Genomic DNA, 14,457 nt, shown 5'->3' on the forward strand with positions numbered 1-14,457 from the left:
ATTTGTCGGGGCGGGCGATCAGCTGTCGTCGTATGTGACAAGGAGCGCTGTGGAGGCGATCTCAGTCCGGCGTCGGTCCGAATTGCGGACCGGCCGAGATACCCGCAAGCTCGAACTGCACGACTATTACGGCTCGGACGAGGATCTGAAGCTCTTCCTGACGGGTGATCTGGACGCTGTGGACGCCTCCTACCGGCAGTGGGCCGCCAAGGTCGCCGAGAAGGAGCGTGATGGGAGGCGCCCGCACCGGGTGCGACTGATCTCCGAGCCATGATCACCGCCCGGCGGAATCCCGCTGAACACGAATTCGCGACCGGTGCGACGCAAATGAGAAGGGATGACATGACCCCTCGTTGGATCACCCTCGCCCTCGCCGCCGCCGCGGCGGCAGGCGCTGTCAGCGCCTTCTATCAGAAGGCGTCCGAGCACGCCGACAAACGCCGCTTCCCGGCGCCCGGCCGGTTCGTCTCCGTCCGAGGCCGCCGCCTGCACGTGCGGGCCGAAGGCGAAGGCGGCCCGGCCGTCGTCATCCTGCCTGGCATGACCGACAACGGTCTGGGCTGGGTCAACGTCCGGCGGGGACTCGTTCCCGGCCAGCGGGTGTGGCAGTACGACCGGGCCGGACTCGGCTGGAGCGAGGCGCCGCCCTGGTGGGAGTGGCGTGGCGCCTCGAACCTGGCCGACGAGCTTCACGAGGTGCTGGAGGCGTCTGGGGAACCCGGCCCCTACCTTCTCGTCGGCCACTCGATGGGTGGAGAGATCGCCCGGTTCTACGCGGCCCGCCACCGCGACAGGGTCGCGGGGATGGTGCTCGTGGACGCGCCCTCCGAGCGTGTGACCTGGATGGTCGAGGAGTTCGGCTGGTGGCGGGCCGGGCCTCCGAAGTACTGGCGGAACGTTCTCACCTACGCCCTGACGCCGTGCGGCGTGGTCCGCGCTCGGACGCGCCTGGAGGTCAGGAAGGGGAAGGAACCGGATCTGTTGCGCCGGACACGGGGGATGCTTCCCGCCGAGCTGGTCGATCTGGGCTTGGCCCTGGAGCTGACCAGCGGGCAGCGCAGGGCGGAGGTGTTGGAGGATCTCGGCAGGACCGGGGCCGTCAAGGCGCTTCAGGCCGAGCGCACGCACTTCGGTGACATGCCGCTCACGGTCATCTCCAGAGCCCCGCACCCGTCACCGGACAGCTACTACGGCGCCCACTTCGCCGGTCGCCCCGCCGACGTGGCCGAGCGCCAGAACCGTGTCTGGGGACGCATCCAGGCCGACCTGGCCGGTCTGTCCGACAACGGCACGCTGGTCGTCGCCGAGCGGGCCGCGCACAACGTCCAGATCGACGAGCCCGAACTGATCATCAAGGCCGTCACCGACATGTGCGCCAAGATCCGGGCGGACTCGGTTCCGTAGGAGCCGCGTCGTCAATCCGTGACGGTCAGAAGGGGCGGCCGCCGCCCGCACCGAAGTTGGTTTCGTGGCTCCACAGGTGGGTGCAGCCGGGGCACTGCAGGTGGAGCATGCTGCCCGTGGTGCGGATGAGATAGCGCCAGTGGTCCGAGCAGTTACGGCCGTCGGAGCAGGGGGCGCAGTCCCTGTCGTCGCGGCATCCCGGACAGGGGACCCAGGCCCTGCGTCCCAGGTCGGCGTGCGGATCAATCGGCAGCATGACCCGCTCCCCGGTACGGCAGGACCCCGGCGGCGACGAGCATGTCGTAGATCTCCTGCTGCCGCTCGTCGAGGCCCGAGTAGAGCAGGTCGTAGGCCTCCTCCTCGCCCCGCATCACCGCGATCGGGTCCCAGTCGTCTCCCAGGGCCTCCATGACCGCGGCCCGCCGCCGGGCCTCCTCAAGTGTGAGGTCGATCTCGACGACGACGTGTGCGTTGCTGCTGTCCTGACTCATGAGACTTTCCTTGACGGGGTTTCGTGGGAGGCCGGGCCCGGTGGGCTTCCCTCCGGGGCTCCGTGAGGGTTCGCGGGGGTTCCGGAGTCCATGGGCTCTGCGGGCCTTCGCGGGCTTCCTGTGGCGGAGAGGTGGCCGGCTCTTTGTGATCGCCGAACGCCCGGCGACGCACCGCGAGGTCTCTTTATACCTTTTTATACCTTATGTCGCTTTTCTTGCCTAGTTCGTGACGTCCTTCACGGGTTGTTGTGCCATGGTTGACCTGAACATATGTTGAGGTCTTAGTGTTCTGGAGAGTCGCACCGGAGAACGTCCACGTCCCCTCTCTAGGCGGACACGGCCACGCGACGGTTTTGTCGGTGGCGGATGAGAGCCTCTGCGGTGTCGTCAACCTGTTCGAAGAGCGGTCGGAAGGCCACCACCCCCCGGAGACGAGCGATGGACATAGAAGTCACCGCGTGGACGTCGATGTACCACGCGATGCACGCCCAGAACGAGCGCAGGCCCTTCTCCAGGGCGACCCTGCGGCGCATCGGCGCCTTCGCCAGACCGCACCGCCGGTTCCTGACGTGGTTCCTGCTGCTCAGCGTCACGACGGCGGTTCTGGCGGTCGCGACCCCCGTGCTCGCGGGCCGGGTCGTCAACGCGATCGTCGAGGGTGCCGACTTCAACCTCGTCGTACTCCTGGCCTCCCTCATCGCCGTCATCGCGGTCGTCGAGGCCGGGCTGGGGCTGATCACACGCTGGCTGTCGGCGAGCATCGGCGAGGGGCTCATCCTCGACCTGCGCACCACCGTGTTCGACCACGTGCAGCGCATGCCGATCGCCTTCTTCACCCGCACCCGCACCGGCGCCCTGGTCAGCAGGCTGAACAACGACGTCATCGGCGCGCAGCGGGCCTTCAGCGACACCCTCTCCGGCGTGGTCGGCAACATCGTGACGCTCGTGCTCACGCTCATCGTGATGATCGGGACCTCCTGGCAGATCACCCTGCTGGCCCTGATCCTGCTGCCGATCTTCGTACTGCCCGCCCGCCGGATGGGCACCCGTCTGGCCAAGCTCGAACGCGAGTCGGCCGACCACAACGCCGCGATGATCACCCAGATGACCGAGCGCTTCTCCGCGCCGGGCGCCACGCTGGTGAAGCTCTTCGGCAGGCCCAGGCGCGAGTCGGCGGAGTTCGAGGGGCGGGCCAGGCGGGTGCGCGACATCGGCGTGCGCACGGCCATGTCCCAGTCGGTGTTCGTCACCGCGCTGGTGCTGGTCTCCGCGCTCGCCCTGGCCGTCGTCTACGGCCTCGGCGGGTTCTACGCGCTGCGCGGGCAGCTCGAACCGGGCGCGGTCGTGGCGATGGCGCTGCTGCTCACCCGGCTCTACGCGCCGCTGACCGCTCTGGCCAGCGCGCGGGTCGAGGTGATGACCGCGCTGGTGAGTTTCGAGCGGGTCTTCGAGGTGCTCGACCTCAAGCCCCTCATCGCCGACGCCCCGGACGCCAGGCCGGTGCCCGAGGGGCCGGTCTCCATCGAGTTCGACGGGGTCGGCTTCGCCTATCCCTCGGCCGACAAGGTGTCGCTCGCCTCACTTGAGGAGGTCTCGACCCTCGACACCCGCGGTGGCGTCGAGGTGCTGCACGGGGTGTCCTTCCGCGCCGAGCCCGGGCAGATGGTCGCGCTGGTCGGCTCCTCCGGGGCGGGCAAGTCGACGATCGCGCAGCTGGCGACCCGTCTCTACGACGTCGACAGCGGCGCGGTGCGCCTGTCCGGTGTCGACGTCCGCGAGCTGAGCGCCGAGTCGGTGCGCGAGACGCTCGGCATGGTGACGCAGGACGGGCACCTGTTCCACGAGTCCGTCCGCGCCAACCTTCTGCTGGCCCGCCCTGAGGCCACGGAAGAGGAGATCTGGGAGGTGCTGCGGCGCGCCCGGCTGGCCGACCTCGTCTCGGCGCTGCCCGACGGGCTGGACACGGTCGTGGGTGAGCGCGGATACCGCCTGTCCGGTGGCGAGCGCCAGCGTCTGACGATCGCCAGGCTGCTGCTGGCCCGCCCCCGGGTCGTCATCCTCGACGAGGCGACCGCCCACCTGGACTCCACCTCGGAGGCCGCCGTCCAGGAGGCCCTGGGTGAGGCGCTCGCCGGGCGGACCTCGGTGGTGATCGCCCACCGGCTCTCCACCGTCCGCGCCGCGGACCTCATCCTCGTGGTCGAGGACGGCCGCATCGTGGAGCGCGGCACCCACACCGCCCTCCTCGCCGCCGGTGGCCGCTACGAGGAGCTCCACCGCACCCAGTTCAACCAGTCAGAGGAGATGCAGCCCGTCCACTGAGTCGGTCTCCACGGTCTGAACTCGTCCCTACGGTCTGAGCCCCCTTTCTCAAGGGCTCGGGCCGTGGGGACGCAGCCGATGAGACCGCGGACCGGGGCATCAGAGAGGTGCTTGGGCCGGCGAAGAGACAGCCGCTCCGCCACCGTTTGCGGTATCCCGGCGATACGAAGAGCGCGACTGATCACAGCTCGCCATTGAGGGCGAGGTCACGGCCGGTTCCGAACCGGCCGTGACCTCGTTTCGCGAGTCTCCACGGGTCTCCACGGGCCTCTACGGGTCTCTGCGCGACAGAGCGGCTCCCGCGGCGGCAAGCGAGACCACGATGTAGCCGAGCAGCACGAGCGTCGCCGCCATGGGTGGGAACCAGTTACCCGTTATCCGTCCGGACAGAAGGTTGGACGCCATCGGCAGCGTGAGCGAGCCGATCCATTCGTGCCAGGGAGCGGGCAGAAGCGAGATCAGCGGGGGAACGACGAACAGCAGCGCGAAGATCGAGACGAACGCGGCTCCGGTGGACCTCAGAAGTGTTCCAAGCCCCAGGCCCACGAGCGCCATGACCATACAGCTGAAACGGCCCAGGACGCTAATGAGCGTAAGGGCCTCTGGTGTGATCCGTCGAGGTTTCCTCCTCTTGAAGGACTGATCGAGGGCGTCGTCCCGAGGGGGCACGAGCTTTCACAGCTCGCGCCCACCTCGCGGCAACACCGTCTCAGCCAACTACCGTTTTTGGTGGTCTAGCTGAGACGCGTGTCTTGGAACGGCCACCACCAGTGACGTACCTCCCGGTCGGGCGATCGGACGGGTGCCGTTACGCGTCCACCAGCTGCATGAACGTCCCGAAAATCATCTTAAACCGGACAGTGTTTGGGGTTGCGTTCGATGTCGGATGTCTTTTCCCAGGTCAACACGGCACAAATATCGAACAGAATCTCGATTCTGTCTGGTTCCCGGGACACCGCCTGACCAGGTCAGAGCAGCGGAGGTGACGCGGGGAAGTCTGCCCCTGCGCCGGGCATAGCCATCCACAGCCAAAACCCTGAATTCTACGAAACTCTCGTTAGCACAGCTCAGACAGCACTTCGTCGAAAATTTCTTCGTTGCCACCGGGACCCCTCGAAGGAGGTATTCCTCAAGCAGTCTGCTGGTCTTCTCGTCGATCCGGAGCCGGACATCCGGCCGATCATCGCCACCGTGACCACACCGGCCGTGGCCACCAGAACATTGCGGTTCATGTCCTCTTGGGCATCTGCTGGGTGGCGCAGTGGATGCCGCCGCCGCCCTCGCCCAGAGTGTCGACGCCCACCTGAACGACCTCGCGGCCAGGGTAGAGGTCGCGGATGATGGAGACCGCGTCCCTGTCGGCCTTCTTGTCGCCGAAACGGGGCAGGACGACGCCGCCGTTGACCACGTAGTAGTTGACGTAGGTGGCCAGGAAGCCCTCGCCACGTCGGCCGACGTCCTCGGGTTCGGGCAGTTCGACCAGTTCCAGCCGCTTGCCGCGGGCGTCGACGGCTGATCTCAGTACCGCGTGCGCCTGGTCGTAGGCGGCGGTCCAGACGTCCTGCGGGGCGTCCTCGGGCGGGGTACTGACCACAACGACTCCGGGCTCGGAGAAGCGGGCCAGCGCGTCGATGTGGTAGTCGGTGACGTCCTTGCCCTTGACGCCCTTCACCCAGATGAACGTGGTCGCGCCGACGGTCTGGGTCAAGGCGGCCTCGATGTCGGCCTTGGTCTTGCCCGGGTTGCGGTTGTCGTTGATCAACGAGCTCTCGGTGGCCATGAGCGTGCCGACGCCGTCGACCTCGATCGAACCACCCTCGCCGACGATGGGCGCGGCGATCCGGGCGACCTTCTCCATGGCCAGGATCTCGCGGGCGACGCCGGAGTCACGACCGTGTTCCTGCTTGCCGCCCCAGCCGTTGAAGTGGAAGTCGACTCCGGCGAGCTTCTTGCCGTCCAGCACGAAGGTGGGGCCGATGTCGCGCATCCACAGATCGTCGACCGGGATCGAGACCACCTCGACCTGGGAGCCGCAGGCACGCTGCGCCGCCTTGACGTCCCGGGGGCCGGCCAGCAGCACGACCGGCTCGAAGCCGGCGATCACGCGGGCGATGCCGGCGATGTCGTCGCGCACGCCGGCGATGTCGGCCCCCCAGATCAGCTCGGTCGGCCATGACATGAACGTCTGTTCGTGCGGATGCGTCTCCTCGGGCATCAGCCATCCACCCTTCGTGCCTGTTGCGGCCGGAATGTTCTGTGCCGTGGCAGGCGTCGACCCCGCCCCCTTTTCCGTCGAGGACGGACCGCAGGCGCCCAGCGCGTCTCCGACGGCCGCCAGAATCACGGCTTGCAGTGCCTGACGTCGCGATATCCGCACAACAGCCCCCTGACTGAAATTGCCGCGGTCGTCGTACCCACATCAAGATCGAAGCTTCTGCCATGGGAGACGAGGGCTGGGGGCTGGCTGGAGTCGCCCGTGAACATGAAGGTGGAACGTACCTACCCGGCTGGCGAACTTCTATCTGGTCTACGCCTTCCGCGCCACTTCTACTGAGTCGGCGCCGGTTCGACTGAGCCGGGACAGTCAGGGCGTGTCGGTTGCCGTTGGTCCGGCTGCCTGGCTCCTGACAACCGGCCGTGCCGGGGCGGAGCAGTATCTTGAGCGGCCGTCAGCGGGATGGAAGAGCCAGCTGGCTCAGGGCACCGGCGGACTCGTTTGGGAATCGACTTCACCGGCAACCCAAGGCGAGACGCTCTCGCGCATCCGCGTCTCAACGGCAACGAGAAGTGAGACGAGTCCGGCGACGCGGTCTCACCCCCGATTACGTTCGTCCAGCTCGGCGACCAGGCCGCCGACAAAGATCAAATGAGACAGAACAACCAGCGCGGCACCCGAGCGCCCCGATTCGGCCCTGTTCTCGTACAGCTCCGGCGAATGGACGTGTAGTGCTGGGTAACGCTCGGGGCTGCGCTCGCCGTGAAGGCTGGTGGCAGCGCCAGGGCTGGATCGTCTGCGATCCGACGATCGGCATCGAGCGGCGGCGGGCCCCGCCGGACCGCACCAAAGCCCTCATGGAGAACCAGATTGCCGCCCTGCGGCGTCTCGACATCGCGCTGCGGGAGAAGACGTTCTGGAAGACGCTTATGAGTCCGCCGCCCGCGCCAATGAGGTGCTCTACCTGAACGTGGAGGACCTCTACCCGCAGGACAAACGTGGGAAGACCACCGCCAAGAGGGGCGACGGAGTGGATCCACTGGCAGTTCTCCGGAGCGGTACGCCCGCCCCGGCGTCGACGCCGTCGCCCGGCATGTCGCTGAACGCGACTCCGTAGCCCGCCACCGACGCTGAACATCACGCCGGCACCACGGTGTACGGGGAGACATGACCGTCGAGTGCGTGCCTGCCGGCGGCCAGTAGACTCGGCCGCCGTGGCGGACACCCAGTACGAAGACCTTTTGCGGCTGGTACACACCTCCGGGACGGCCAAAGCCGACCGGACGGGTACCGGCACCCGAAGTGTCTTCGGGCATCAACTACGCTACGACCTCTCACAGGGGTTCCCGCTGGTCACCACCAAAAAGGTGCATATCAGGTCCATCGTGTACGAGCTGCTGTGGTTCCTGCGAGGCGACTCGAACGTTGGCTGGCTACAGGAGCACGGCGTCACCATCTGGGACGAATGGGCTGACGTGAACGGCGAACTCGGTCCGGTTTACGGCGCGCAGTGGCGATCCTGGCCCGCCCCGGACGGCAGGCACATCGACCAGGTCAGCGAGGTTCTCGACACTCTGAGCCGGGACCCGGACTGCCGCCGGATGATCGTCTCCGCCTGGAACGTCGCCGAACTCGACAAGATGGCTCTCGCGCCCTGCCACGCCTTCTTCCAGTTTTACGTCGCCGACGGCAGGCTCTCCTGCCAGCTGTACCAGCGCAGCGCGGATCTGTTCCTCGGCGTCCCGTTCAACATCGCCAGCTATGCCCTGCTCACGCACATGGTGGCTCAGCAGGCCGGCCTCAAGGCCGGCGACTTCATCTGGACCGGCGGCGACTGCCACATCTACGACAATCACGTCGAGCAGGTGACCGAGCAGCTCTCGCGCACCCCGTTCGAGTTTCCCGGGTTGCGTCTGCGCCGGGCCAACTCGCTCTTCGACTACGCCTACGCCGATGTGGAGGTGCTCGACTACCAGCACCACCCGGCCATCAAAGCCTCGGTCGCGGTGTGAACGTCGGGCTGATCTGGGCGCAGACCCTTGATGGCGTGATCGGTGCGGACAATGCGATTCCGTGGAGCCTGCCTGAGGACATGGCACATTTCAAGGCAACCACCCTCGGCCATCCCGTGGTGATGGGGCGCAAGACGTGGGATTCGCTGCCTCCACGCTTCCGCCCGCTGTCCGGCAGGCGCAACATCGTGGTGACTCGTGATCCGCAGTGGGTGGCCAGTGGTGCCGAACGCGCCGAGTCTGTCGCCGAGGCTCTGGAGCTTGCAGCCCAGCCGTTGGAGCGAGCTGCCCCTGCAACAGCATGGGTGATCGGAGGCGGGGAGATTTACCGGGCCGCCCTGGAGTACGCCACGATGCTCTCGGTGACTGAGGTCGACTGGACGGTGGACGGCGACACCTATGCGCCGGCACCGGGCCCGACGTGGAGAGTCTCCGAGGATAAAGGCTGGCGGTCTTCCGTGTCCGGACTGCGCTACCGCATCCGCAGGTACACCCGGTGACAGTCGGCTCACGACCCCGGTGGGCTGCCCCATCCTGCGCCATGTGAGGGTTGGGCACCGTAGCCGCCCTGATACGGGCCGTCCACGGGGCACCGTACACCGGAGCCAGTGGGTTCGTCCTCAAGGACGCCCCGCCCGCTGACCTTCTCTCCGCCATCCGCGTGGTCGCGCGAGGGGAGTCCCTGACCTCGCCGGCCGTGACCCGTAGGTTGATCGCGGAGTTCGTGCGAAGCCCCGGGCCGGTGAGCACGCGGGGCCACGGCCGCCTACTCGCCGGTGTCACGGACCGGGAGCGCGAGGTGCTCTTCCACGTCGCGCGCGGCCTGTCGAACACCGAGATATCCGACCATCTCCATATCAGTCTGGCAACCGTCAAGACGCACATCGGCAGCCTGCTCGCCAAGCTGAGAGCCCGCGACAGAGCCCAGCTCGTCATCGTCGCCTACGAGTCTGGGCTGGTCGGCGCAGCACGGAGAAAGTGACCCGCCCCTGACGGCGAACCGAAGAGGACGTCAGCCCAGGAGGTTGGGGAGGCGGTCGTTGACGACGCCGTACAGGAGGTCCAGGCTCTCGTCGACCGGGAGGTTCGTGTCGAAGCGGACCAGCCCCTCCTCGTCGGCGACGACCTGGTAGTTCATGTAGAGCTGCTGGTCGTGGTCGGCCTCGATGTAGGAGTCACGCCAGTCGGTACGGCGTCCGACCCGGCCCTGCGAGACCTGGAAACCCGGGTCGCACAGCAGCGTCAGGTCCGGCCTGGGCGCGTGCTTGCAGATCTCGAAGAACCACTCCTCGTTGGCGAAGCCGCGTGCCCTCATCTGCGCCAGCGCCGTGAAGACGTACCTGTCAGTGATCACCGTACGCCCCTCGCGGAGCGCGGGCAGCACCACCTCGTGGAGGTTCTGCAGCCGGTCGCTGGTCAGCAGGCAGATCAGGGCGCGGTAGTCGACCTGGTGCCGCTCCTCCGGGTGGTAGATGTACCGGGTGAACAGCGGAGATTCCCGGGCGTACCTGGACGGCTGCATGGTCACGACCGGTTCCACGCCACGCGAGGCCAGCCGCTTGGAGAGTCCCTCGATGAGGCTGGTCTTCCCACTGCCGTCCATGCCGCAGAAGGCGATGAACGTGCCGGGAAGGTCGTGGTCGTAAAGGGGAAGAGCCATGTCCGAAAGTCCTCTCTCGGGCGGATGACGGTACGGCCAGGTCAGATGGCGGTGTAGCCACCGTCAACCAGCAACTCGGCGCCGGTGACGAACCGGGCGTCGTCACCGGCGAGGAAGTGGATGGCACCGGCGATCTCCTCGGGGCGTCCCTCGAAGCGTAGCGGCGCCCCGAAGGGGTGACGTTCCCGCCGGGGACCGTCGGCGGAGGTGTAGACGGTCTCGGCGAGCCTCCGGGTGTTCTCGCCGAGCCGGGTGGCCGTCCGTCCCGGGCTCACGATGTTCGCCCGCACGCCGTACGGGGCGTTCTCCACGGCGAAGGCGCGCACCAGCTGTACCAGGCCCGCCTTGGACGCCTCGTAGGCGGCGCAGCCGCCGCCCGCGCCGATCACGTGGGCCGAGACCGAGCCGACCGCGACGACCGAGCCGTTGGAGGAGAGCCGCAGCAGCGGCGCCGCCCGCTTCAGGCACAGGAAGGGGCCGGTGAGGTTGACGCCCAGGATGTAGGACCAGTCGTGTTCCGACATGTCGGAGACGAACCCGTCGCTGGTGACGCCCGCCGCCAGGACCAGGGTGTCGAGCCCCCCGGCGTCGGCGATCCGGGTGAAGAGGTCCTCGACCTGCTCGGCCACGGAGACGTCCACCGCGTACGGCCGGACCCGGTCGGCGCCGTGTTCGGCGGCCAGCCGTTCGGCGGCCTCGGTGAGGGCGGTCTCGTCACGGTCGGCCAGCGTGACGTGGTGGCCGCGCGTGAGGAAGATCTCGGCGGCGGCGTGCCCGATGCCGCTGGCGGCACCGGTCACGCACACCCGACGGGGGGCCGTCATCGCCTCCCTCCCGAGGCGCGCACCCGGCGGGGAGCACCATGGCTCAAGACGCCAGGGCCCAGGACAGCAGGGCCCAAGGTGCCAGAGCCCAAGGTGCCAGGACCCATGACGCCAGGGCCCAAGACATCAGAGCTCAAGACGTCAGGGCCCAGGACGTCGTGATGGGCCGGGGAGGTCGTCACTCCCACTCCACGGTCGCCGGGGGCTTGCTGGTGATGTCGTACACCACGCGGCTGATGCCCGGCACCTCGTTGACGATGCGGTTGCTCACCGTCGCCAGGAAGTCGTGGGAGAAACGCGACCAGTCGGCCGTCATCCAGTCTTCGGTGTCCACGGCGCGCAGGGCCAGGACGTCCTCGTAGGTCCGGGCGTCGCCGAGCACGCCGACGGTCCGCTCGGAGGTGAGGACGGCCAGCGCCTGCGCGGTGTGCCGGTAGAGACCGGCCGCGCGCAGCTCCGAGATGAAGATGTGGTCGGCCCGGCGCAGCCGTTCCAGCCGCTCCCGGGTCACCGCTCCGGTCATCCGTACGGCGAGGCCGGGGCCGGGGAAGGGGTGGCGGTCGACGATCTCCTCGGGCAGGCCGAGGCTGCGGCCCACCTGGCGCACCTCGTCCTTGAACAGGAACGACAGCGGGTCCAGGAGTTCCAGGCGCATGGTGTCGGGCAGCCCGCCCACGTTGTGGTGCGTCTTGATCTTCGCCGCGGCCGAGGAGTGGCGCTTGGAGTCGCCGGCGCTCTCGATGACGTCCGGGTAGGTGGTGCCCTGCGCGAAGAAGTCGGCGTCGCCGAGGGTGGGGGCGACCTCCTCGAAGACCTCCATGAAGCTGCGGCCGATCCGGCGGCGCTTCTCCTCGGGGTCGACCACGCCCTCAAGGGCGCTGAGGAACTTCTCACTGGCGTCCACCTTGACGACGCGCATGTTCAGGTGGCGGGAGAACACGTCCATGCACTGCTCGGCCTCGCCGAGGCGCAGCAACCCGTTGTCGACGAACACGCAGGTCAGCTGGGAGCCGACGGCCCGGGAGACCAGTGCGGCGGCGACGCCGGAGTCGACTCCGCCGGACAGCGCGCAGATGACGCGCCGGTCGCCGATCCGGGTGCGCAGCCAGTCGACGGTGTTCTCGATGAACGACGTGGCCGACCAGTCGCCCGCGCAGCCGCACAGGTCGAGGGCGAAGTTGCGCAGCAGGTCGCGGCCGAAGGCGGTGTGCGCGACCTCGGGGTGGAACTGCACGCCCCAGAACAGGGCGCCGTCGCCGATGACGGCGATCAGGCCGTCGCCGCTGCGCGCGAACACCTCGAAGCCGGGCGGCACCTCGACGATGTGGTCGGTGTGGCTCATCCACGCGACGGAGTTCGACTCCACGCCGGTGAGCAGGGGGGAGTCGCCTTCGAGGAGCACCTCGGCGCGGCCGAACTCCCGGCTGGGGGCGGAGGCCACCCTGCCGCCGAGGGAGTGGGCGAGCAGCTGGGCTCCGTAGCAGATGCCGAGGACGGGAATCCCCAGGTCGAGCAGTCCTTCGGGCAGTCCGGCGGCGCCGTCGTCGTAGACGCTGTGCGGGCCGCCGGACAGCACGATCCCGCGCGGTTTGCGCGCGGCGATCTCCGAGACGTCGGCGGTCGCGGGCATCAGTTCGCAGTACACGCCCAGTTCACGGATTCGGCGGGCTATCAGGAGGCTGTACTGCGAGCCGTAGTCGAGCACGACCAGCTCAGCCTGCTCGACGGAGGGGCGGTTGAAGGTGGGGCTCACGTCGGAGCGTGACATGCGAATCCATTCGGGCGGTCTCGGTGGTCCCACGCGGGTTCCAGAATTACTCAGATCATACGTATTAAGTATGAGGGCGAGGTCGAGAAACAAGCCCCGTCAGGAGCCCTCCACGTTTCCGCAGGTCACAGCCTCGCTCTTGCTTGGAGGGCCAGCCGATCCGGCCCTATCGAACGGTAAACCTTCTTAACTATAGGTCCTTGACACTACCAAAGTCATACGTATGATGAGGCTCACTTGTAAGCCTGTTTGTGGGCTAATGGGTGCTTTGGCCGCCTGAAAAAGCGTGTCTCCCGCCCATAACTCTGCAGCTGGGAGTGAGCACAGATGTCCACCAAATCTGAACTCCAGCGGTCCATCGACGGCGGGGCCATCCCTCCCTTCGTCTACTGCTATCCGGTGCGTTCCTCCTACCGCCCGCTGGATCCGGGACGGGCCGTCGAGGCCATCTGGGAAGAGGACCTGAGCCATTCGCCGACGCGCGAACTCAACCTCTACCTGCACGTTCCCTTCTGCAGGTACAAATGCGGGTTCTGCAACCTGTACACCGTCATCTCCGAGGACGCGGACGTGTACGACGCCTACACCGAGGCGCTGTGCGCGGACATCCGCAGGCACGCCTCGGTGATCCGGGACCGGCGATTACGGACGGTCTACATCGGCGGGGGAACGCCGAGCCTGCTGCACCGCCGCAACTTCGACCAGATCTTCGACACGCTGACCGAGGTCTACCCCAACTGGCGCAGCACCACCGAGGAGGTCGCGGTCGAGGCGACGCCCGACTCCATCGTCGACCGGCCCGACACCCTGCGCCACCTGATCGCCCGCGGCCTGACCAGGGTCAACATGGGCATCCAGTCCCTGCGGCCGCAGGAGATCCGTGAGGCGGGACGCGGCCAGGCCAACGAGCGCACGGTCCGCAAGGCGATCGAGATCGTCAAGACGACGGACCTCGCCAACCTCAGCACCGACCTGATCATGGGATTCGCCGGGCAGGACGACGACTCCTGGCGCGAGTCGGTCGACGAACTGGTCGCCCTGGCCCCCGAGACGATCAGCACCTACTTCCTGACGATCCGCCCGGACGCCTGGTTCTCCAAGACCGGCAGGTACCGGTACATGCGCAACGGCGCCCTGTACGACCGCTACGACTACGCGCAGGAGAAACTGCTGTCGGCGGGATACGTCCAGGAGTCCAACGTCCGGTACAAGAAGCCGGGACGCGGAGGCTACGTCCAGAAGGTCCTGCAGTTCCACGGCGTTCCCGTGCTCGGTCTGGGCGCCGGGGCGCGGACCTACACCAACACGGTCGACTACATCGTCGGCGGCAGCGCCAACCCCACGCTCGCCGAGGTCGGCGACTACATCAAGGGCGCCAACACCGGCAGCCTCGCCCCCCGGGCCGGGTTCGTCTACGACGACGTCGAGCGGATCCGCAAGCGGCTGGCCCTGGACCTGTTCGACCTGAACCTGCACGACCTCGACAGGTACGGCTACCGCGAACACGCCCACCTGTTCGAGCCCGTCCTGCTCGCCGCCGAGGAACTCGGCCTGCTGACCCGCCTGCCCGGGGACCGGGTGCAGCTCACCAGGACCGGCTTCAAGTACCGCGACATCATCTCCTGGATGTTCTACTCCCCGGAGGTCGTGAGCCTCGACGAGGAGTTCTACCGGGAGCTGCACAACCAGAACTCCCGGGCCACCCGCCTGCTCGGCAACCCCTCGTTCATCTCCGGCCTGTCGGCCGCGGTCTGAGAGGGG

Annotated in this window: 15 protein-coding genes; 8 read left to right on the forward strand and 7 right to left on the reverse strand. The window is 67.6% G+C overall.

The window, feature by feature from the left end:
* Positions 1-49: 49 nt before the first annotated feature.
* Complete coding sequence (locus ACFYY8_RS14415) at positions 50-274, forward strand: DUF6879 family protein (RefSeq protein ID WP_390040741.1); 225 nt, start codon at positions 50-52, stop codon at positions 272-274.
* 68 nt (positions 275-342) lie between these two features.
* Positions 343-1,404, forward strand: a complete 1,062-nt coding sequence (locus ACFYY8_RS14420; protein WP_390040743.1) for an alpha/beta fold hydrolase — start codon at positions 343-345, stop codon at positions 1,402-1,404.
* A 25-nt stretch (positions 1,405-1,429) separates the two neighbouring features.
* On the opposite strand, the gene ACFYY8_RS14425 is transcribed toward ACFYY8_RS14420, so the two are convergent.
* Together ACFYY8_RS14425 and ACFYY8_RS14430 are read right to left on the reverse strand one after the other, a co-directional pair.
* Positions 1,430-1,660, reverse strand: a complete 231-nt coding sequence (locus ACFYY8_RS14425; RefSeq protein ID WP_390040745.1) for a hypothetical protein — start codon at positions 1,658-1,660, stop codon at positions 1,430-1,432.
* Positions 1,647-1,895 (reverse strand): DUF6400 family protein, encoded by a 249-nt coding sequence (locus ACFYY8_RS14430; protein ID WP_390040747.1) that lies wholly within the window; start codon positions 1,893-1,895, stop codon positions 1,647-1,649. The genes ACFYY8_RS14425 and ACFYY8_RS14430 overlap by 14 nt, the downstream gene beginning before the upstream one ends.
* Positions 1,896-2,333: 438 nt before the next feature.
* Here ACFYY8_RS14430 and ACFYY8_RS14435 point away from each other — a divergent pair, with 438 nt between their 5' ends.
* Positions 2,334-4,217, forward strand: a complete 1,884-nt coding sequence (locus tag ACFYY8_RS14435; protein ID WP_390040749.1) for an ABC transporter ATP-binding protein — start codon at positions 2,334-2,336, stop codon at positions 4,215-4,217.
* Between the two features lie 270 nt (positions 4,218-4,487).
* On the opposite strand, the gene ACFYY8_RS14440 is transcribed toward ACFYY8_RS14435, so the two are convergent.
* Positions 4,488-4,763: a hypothetical protein gene (locus ACFYY8_RS14440; RefSeq protein WP_390040751.1), complete on the reverse strand. Its 276-nt coding sequence runs from the start codon at positions 4,761-4,763 to the stop codon at positions 4,488-4,490.
* Positions 4,764-5,445: 682 nt separating this feature from the next.
* Positions 5,446-6,432, reverse strand: a complete 987-nt coding sequence (locus ACFYY8_RS14445; RefSeq protein WP_390040753.1) for an agmatine deiminase family protein — start codon at positions 6,430-6,432, stop codon at positions 5,446-5,448.
* A gap of 731 nt (positions 6,433-7,163) precedes the next feature.
* On the opposite strand from ACFYY8_RS14445, the gene ACFYY8_RS14450 reads away from it, so the two are divergent.
* The 4 genes from ACFYY8_RS14450 to ACFYY8_RS14465 all read left to right on the forward strand — a co-directional run bounded on the left by ACFYY8_RS14450 (position 7,164) and on the right by ACFYY8_RS14465 (position 9,426).
* Positions 7,164-7,400, forward strand: a complete 237-nt coding sequence (locus ACFYY8_RS14450; RefSeq protein WP_390040755.1) for a hypothetical protein — start codon at positions 7,164-7,166, stop codon at positions 7,398-7,400.
* Positions 7,401-7,646: 246 nt separating this feature from the next.
* Positions 7,647-8,444, forward strand: coding sequence for a thymidylate synthase (locus ACFYY8_RS14455; RefSeq protein ID WP_390040757.1), 798 nt, complete (start codon positions 7,647-7,649; stop codon positions 8,442-8,444).
* Positions 8,441-8,944, forward strand: a complete 504-nt coding sequence (locus ACFYY8_RS14460) for a dihydrofolate reductase (RefSeq protein ID WP_362912379.1) — start codon at positions 8,441-8,443, stop codon at positions 8,942-8,944. The genes ACFYY8_RS14455 and ACFYY8_RS14460 overlap by 4 nt, the downstream gene beginning before the upstream one ends.
* 50 nt (positions 8,945-8,994) lie before the next feature.
* Positions 8,995-9,426, forward strand: coding sequence for a DNA-binding response regulator (locus ACFYY8_RS14465; protein WP_390040759.1), 432 nt, complete (start codon positions 8,995-8,997; stop codon positions 9,424-9,426).
* Positions 9,427-9,456: 30 nt separating this feature from the next.
* On the opposite strand, the gene tmk is transcribed toward ACFYY8_RS14465, so the two are convergent.
* From tmk to guaA, 3 genes are all read right to left on the reverse strand, one after another.
* Entirely contained in the window at positions 9,457-10,104 is a 648-nt protein-coding gene (gene tmk / locus ACFYY8_RS14470; protein WP_390040761.1) for a dTMP kinase, read from the reverse strand.
* Between the two features lie 41 nt (positions 10,105-10,145).
* The gene (locus tag ACFYY8_RS14475; protein WP_390040763.1) at positions 10,146-10,928 is read right to left on the reverse strand and encodes an SDR family NAD(P)-dependent oxidoreductase; all 783 of its coding nucleotides are present in this window, start codon (positions 10,926-10,928) and stop codon (positions 10,146-10,148) included.
* A gap of 178 nt (positions 10,929-11,106) precedes the next feature.
* Positions 11,107-12,696 carry a glutamine-hydrolyzing GMP synthase gene (gene guaA, locus ACFYY8_RS14480; protein ID WP_390040765.1) on the reverse strand — a complete coding sequence of 530 codons (1,590 nt, stop codon included), beginning with the start codon at positions 12,694-12,696 and terminating at the stop codon, positions 11,107-11,109.
* Positions 12,697-13,023: 327 nt separating this feature from the next.
* On the opposite strand from guaA, the gene ACFYY8_RS14485 reads away from it, so the two are divergent.
* Entirely contained in the window at positions 13,024-14,451 is a 1,428-nt protein-coding gene (locus ACFYY8_RS14485) for a coproporphyrinogen-III oxidase family protein (RefSeq protein WP_390040767.1), read from the forward strand.
* Positions 14,452-14,457: the final 6 nt, after the last annotated feature.

Source organism: Streptosporangium sp. NPDC001559 (assembly GCF_042893955.1).
Lineage (GTDB): Bacteria > Actinomycetota > Actinomycetes > Streptosporangiales > Streptosporangiaceae > Streptosporangium.

Coding starts and splice junctions, on each gene's coding strand:
- guaA (WP_390040765.1), bottom strand. CDS start 12,696: ATGTCACGCTCCGACGTGAGCCCCACCTTCAACCGCCCCTCCGTCGAG.
- ACFYY8_RS14475 (WP_390040763.1), bottom strand. CDS start 10,928: ATGACGGCCCCCCGTCGGGTGTGCGTGACCGGTGCCGCCAGCGGCATC.
- ACFYY8_RS14430 (WP_390040747.1), bottom strand. CDS start 1,895: ATGAGTCAGGACAGCAGCAACGCACACGTCGTCGTCGAGATCGACCTC.
- ACFYY8_RS14420 (WP_390040743.1), top strand. CDS start 343: ATGACCCCTCGTTGGATCACCCTCGCCCTCGCCGCCGCCGCGGCGGCA.
- ACFYY8_RS14445 (WP_390040753.1), bottom strand. CDS start 6,432: ATGCCCGAGGAGACGCATCCGCACGAACAGACGTTCATGTCATGGCCG.
- ACFYY8_RS14485 (WP_390040767.1), top strand. CDS start 13,024: ATGTCCACCAAATCTGAACTCCAGCGGTCCATCGACGGCGGGGCCATC.
- ACFYY8_RS14425 (WP_390040745.1), bottom strand. CDS start 1,660: ATGCTGCCGATTGATCCGCACGCCGACCTGGGACGCAGGGCCTGGGTC.
- ACFYY8_RS14435 (WP_390040749.1), top strand. CDS start 2,334: ATGGACATAGAAGTCACCGCGTGGACGTCGATGTACCACGCGATGCAC.
- tmk (WP_390040761.1), bottom strand. CDS start 10,104: ATGGCTCTTCCCCTTTACGACCACGACCTTCCCGGCACGTTCATCGCC.